This is a genomic window from Thermoanaerobacter sp. A7A (assembly GCF_000445185.1).
In the GTDB taxonomy this organism is placed as follows: domain Bacteria; phylum Bacillota; class Thermoanaerobacteria; order Thermoanaerobacterales; family Thermoanaerobacteraceae; genus Thermoanaerobacter.
Window position 1 is genome coordinate 1 of record NZ_AVAF01000106.1, and the last position, 4,025, is coordinate 4,025.

The 4,025-nt window shown below is 33.9% G+C and carries 5 protein-coding genes; all 5 read left to right on the top strand.

The window, feature by feature from the left end; all coding sequences use genetic code 11:
* Window positions 1–907: PTS sugar transporter subunit IIA (locus M663_RS0107045; RefSeq protein ID WP_042805211.1), on the top strand; the 907-nt coding region annotated here is incomplete at its 5' end.
* Window positions 900–1,490 carry an SIS domain-containing protein gene (locus tag M663_RS0107050; protein WP_029688424.1) on the top strand — a complete coding sequence of 197 codons (591 nt, stop codon included), beginning with the start codon at window positions 900–902 and terminating at the stop codon, window positions 1,488–1,490. The genes M663_RS0107045 and M663_RS0107050, both read left to right, overlap by 8 nt.
* Window positions 1,487–1,762 (top strand): PTS sugar transporter subunit IIB, encoded by a 276-nt coding sequence (locus M663_RS0107055; RefSeq protein ID WP_003871553.1) that lies wholly within the window; start codon window positions 1,487–1,489, stop codon window positions 1,760–1,762. Before M663_RS0107050 ends, M663_RS0107055 begins: the two co-directional genes overlap by 4 nt.
* Before the next feature lie 12 nt (window positions 1,763–1,774).
* Window positions 1,775–3,121: a PTS ascorbate transporter subunit IIC gene (locus M663_RS0107060; RefSeq protein WP_029688425.1), complete on the top strand. Its 1,347-nt coding sequence runs from the start codon at window positions 1,775–1,777 to the stop codon at window positions 3,119–3,121.
* Window positions 3,122–3,217: 96 nt separating this feature from the next.
* The coding region (locus tag M663_RS0107065) for a transketolase (protein WP_042805213.1) at window positions 3,218–4,025 on the top strand (808 nt) is incomplete at its 3' end.

The following is a 4,025-nucleotide window of genomic DNA, read 5'->3' on the forward strand; positions in this document are numbered from 1 at the left end:
TGCTGCAATTGAAAGATTAAAAGTTACTAAAGCACCTAAGCCTAATATCCTCGTTGTATGTGGTACAGGAATAGGTACGGCGAAACTTCTTTCTTCGAGATTACAATCAGTTTTTGATGTAAATATAGTAGATACTGTTGCATACCATCAGGTAAAAGAAATATTGAAAGAAAAAGATATAGATTTAATAGTATCTACTGTCCCGATTCCTTATGAAGGTATTAAAGCTATTGAAGTAAATCCCCTTCTTACAGAAAAAGACATAGAATTATTAAAAAGTCTTATTATTAAACCTAAGGTGCAACATACAGTTATTGACGATTTGATAAAAATAATAGAAAAGCATTGTGTCATAAACAATCGTGAAAAATTGATGGAAGATTTATCAAAATTTTTAAATAAAGCATCATATGAAAATGCGAGAGGAGTTGTACAACCAGTGTTAAAAGACCTTTTGACGAAGGAGACTATAAAACTAAATGTTGAAGCAAAAGATTGGGAGGAAGCAGTGAGGATAGGAGGTGAGTTATTAGAGAAAAGCGGAGCAATTGAGCCAAGATATATTGACGCAATGATAAACACTGTAAAAGAAATAGGCCCTTATATTGTCATTGCACCAGGAATAGCAATGCCTCACGCGAGACCAGAAGCAGGTGCAAAAAAAATAGGTATGAGCTTAATTACACTAAAAACTCCTGTTAACTTTGGTAATAAAGAAAACGATCCAGTAAAAATTGTAGTTTCTCTTTGTGCAATTGACCATTCTTCACACCTTAAAGCATTGTCTGAATTGGTGGAGCTTTTGGGGGATGAGAAATTTGTGTCTTTATTAGCAACAGCCGAAAGAAAGGAGGAGGTTTTGGAATATATTAGTAAATATAAAAAAGGAGGAGAGGAAATTGCTTGATGCAAGAGAGGCTATAAAAAAGAGAATAAGAGTTTTAAATTATGTTGACAATGAAATGATAGCCAAGATTCATTTAATTAGCTCAGAAATAGTAGAATGTATTAAAAATGGTAATAAAGTTTTAACATGTGGTAATGGTGGAAGTGCAGCTAATGCCCAACATATTACAGGAGATATAGTTGGTAGATTTAAAAGAGAGAGGAGAGGGTTTGCAGGGGTAGCTTTAACTGTAGATACAAGTACTTTAACAGCGATAGGAAATGATTACGATTATAGTTTAGTTTTTGAAAGGCACCTGGAAGGAATAGGTAAAAAAGGAGATATACTTATCGCGCTTAGTTCAAGTGGTAATTCTCTAAATGTTATAAAAGCAGTCGAGAAAGCAAAAAGAATGGGCATTAAGACAATAGGCTTTTTAGGAAATAATGGAGGCAAATTAGGTGAACTAGTAGATATAAGTATTACGATACCTGATAAAGAGTCTGATCTCTGTGAAGAATTTGCAATGGCTCTTAGCCATATAATAATGGAAGAAGCTGAGGCAAAATTATGTGAGCTAATTGATAAAGGAGTGATGGTATGAATATTGTAACGGTTTGTGGCATGGGATTTGGCACTAGTTTAATTCTCAAGATGGCTGTTGATGAAATTTTAAAAAAAAATGGAATTGCTGCTAATGTAGAGGCATGTGACCTTGGTTCCGTAAAAGGGAAAGTAGCGGATTTAGTTGTTTCAACTTCCGAATTAGAATCCGAGTTAAAAAATTTGAATTTTAATATAGTATTTGTAAAAAATGCAATAGACAAAAAAGATATTGAAGAAAAAGTGTTAGAAGCAATAAAAAAATTAAAATAAAGGAGGATAAGTATGGAATTTATAGTCAGTTTATTTAGTCAACCAGCAATAATGGTTGGCATAATGGCCCTAATAGGTTTAATTGCTTTGAAAAAATCTGTGCAAGAAATTATTAATGGTACTTTAAAAACAATAATAGGTTTTATTATTTTACAGATTGGCGCTGGAGCAATTGTTGATTCACTTAATGTATTAGGTCCATTGTTCCAAAATGCTTTCCATTTACAAGGAGTTATTCCAACAAACGAAGCGGTAATTGGACTAGCACAAAAAATGTTTGGAACAGAAATGGCTTTAATGATGGCATTTGGATTTTTAGTAAACCTAATTATAGCAAGACTTACACCTCTTAAGTATGTATTTTTAACAGGGCACCATATATTATTTATGTCAGGTCTTTTGGCTGCAGTATTGAGTACAGCTGGTTTTAGAGGAACTGAATTAGTTATAGTTGGTTCAATTATTTTAGGTTCTACAATGGTGCTTACACCAGCAATTGTGCAACCATATTATAGAAAAGTTACAGGAAATGATAGTGTTGCAATGGGTCATTATAATGCTTTGACATATTTTATTTCCGCATATATTAGTGGTTTGGTTGGAGACAAAAAACGGTCAACAGAAGATATTAAGGTACCACAAGGATTAAGCTTTTTCAAAGATAATACTATATCAACAGCAATAATTATGATGATAATTTTCTTAGTAACGCTATACTCCGCAGATAGAAAACTAGTTTTAGAAGCATCGGGAAATCAAAACATTTTTATATTTGCTATTATTCAAGCATTAACATTTACAGCAGGTTTTGTAGTTGTTCTCCAAGGTGTTAGAATGATGCTTGCCGAAATTGTGCCTGCTTTTAAAGGTATTGCAGAAAAGATAGTTCCAGATGCCATACCTGCTCTTGACTGTCCTGTAATTTTCCCATTTGCTCCTAATGCAGTAATTGTTGGTTTCTTATCATCTCTTGTAGGTGGAATAGTAATGTTCCTTATATTACCCCATATAGGATTACCAGTTATTATTCCTGGTTTGATACCGTTGTTTTTTGTAGGTGCAGCTGCCGGCGTATTGTCTAATGCAACAGGAGGTTTAAGGGGAACAATTATAGGAGGTTTTGTCAATGGCTTAATCTTGACTTTCCTTCCTGCAATTTTATTACCAGTTATGGGTCAACTTGGATTTGCAAACACGACTTTTGGTGATGCCGATTTTGCAGTAACTGGAATTATTGTAGGATATGCGGCAAAGCTTTTTTCTAAGACGGGTGTGTATGTTTTGATTGGAATATTGATATTACTGTTTATTATAATTTCTCTTGTTGCTAAACCTCAAAAAATAGCAAATGCAAAGTAAATTAATCTAATTTTTACAAAATTGGCCAAGGAAATGTTCCTTGGTCAATTTTCAATAAATTTATAAAATTAAAGTGGAAGGGAAGATATTTTTAACATGAATAAAAAAGAAAATTTAAAAAGAATAGCAAAGGAAATACGATTAGCTATAATTAATATGATTTCAGAAGCGGCTCATGGACATCCTGGAGGTTCGCTCTCTTGTGTAGATATTTTAACAACACTCTATTTTGACAAAATGAATGTAAAACCAGACAATCCTAAATGGGAAGACAGAGATAGAATTGTACTGTCAAAAGGTCATGCGGCACCTGCACTTTATGCTACTCTTGCTAAAAAAGGTTATTTTTCAGAAAAGATTTTATCTACTTTAGATAAGCTCGGTTCAATACTTCAAGGGCATCCCGATATGAAATCCACACCGGGACTTGATATGACCACAGGGTCATTAGGGCAAGGGCTTTCTGCTGCAAATGGAATGGCATTAGAAGGTAAATTAGATAAAAAGGGCTATAGAGTCTATGTAATATTAGGAGATGGAGAATTACAAGAAGGGCAAATATGGGAAGCAGCTATGACAGCAGCCCATTACAAACTCGACAACTTGACTGCAATACTTGACTTTAACGGCTTACAAATAGATGGCCCAAACAGAGAAGTAAAAAACATAGAACCAGTAAATGAAAAATTCAAGGCTTTTGGATGGCACGTAATAGAAATAGACGGCCACGACTTTGACCAAATAGACAAAGCCATAGAAGAAGCAAAAGCTACTAAAGGAAAACCCACATTGATAATAGCTCATACAATAAAAGGAAAAGGCGTATCTTTCATGGAAAATCAAGTAGAATGGCATGCAGGTGCTCCTAACGAAGAACAAAGACAAAAAGCTATACAAGAACTTG

Bases quoted from the DNA above. Each gene is read 5' to 3' on its own strand.
- M663_RS0107060 (WP_029688425.1), top strand. From the start codon at position 1,775: ATGGAATTTATAGTCAGTTTATTTAGTCAACCAGCAATAATGGTTGGC.
- M663_RS0107055 (WP_003871553.1), top strand. From the start codon at position 1,487: ATGAATATTGTAACGGTTTGTGGCATGGGATTTGGCACTAGTTTAATT.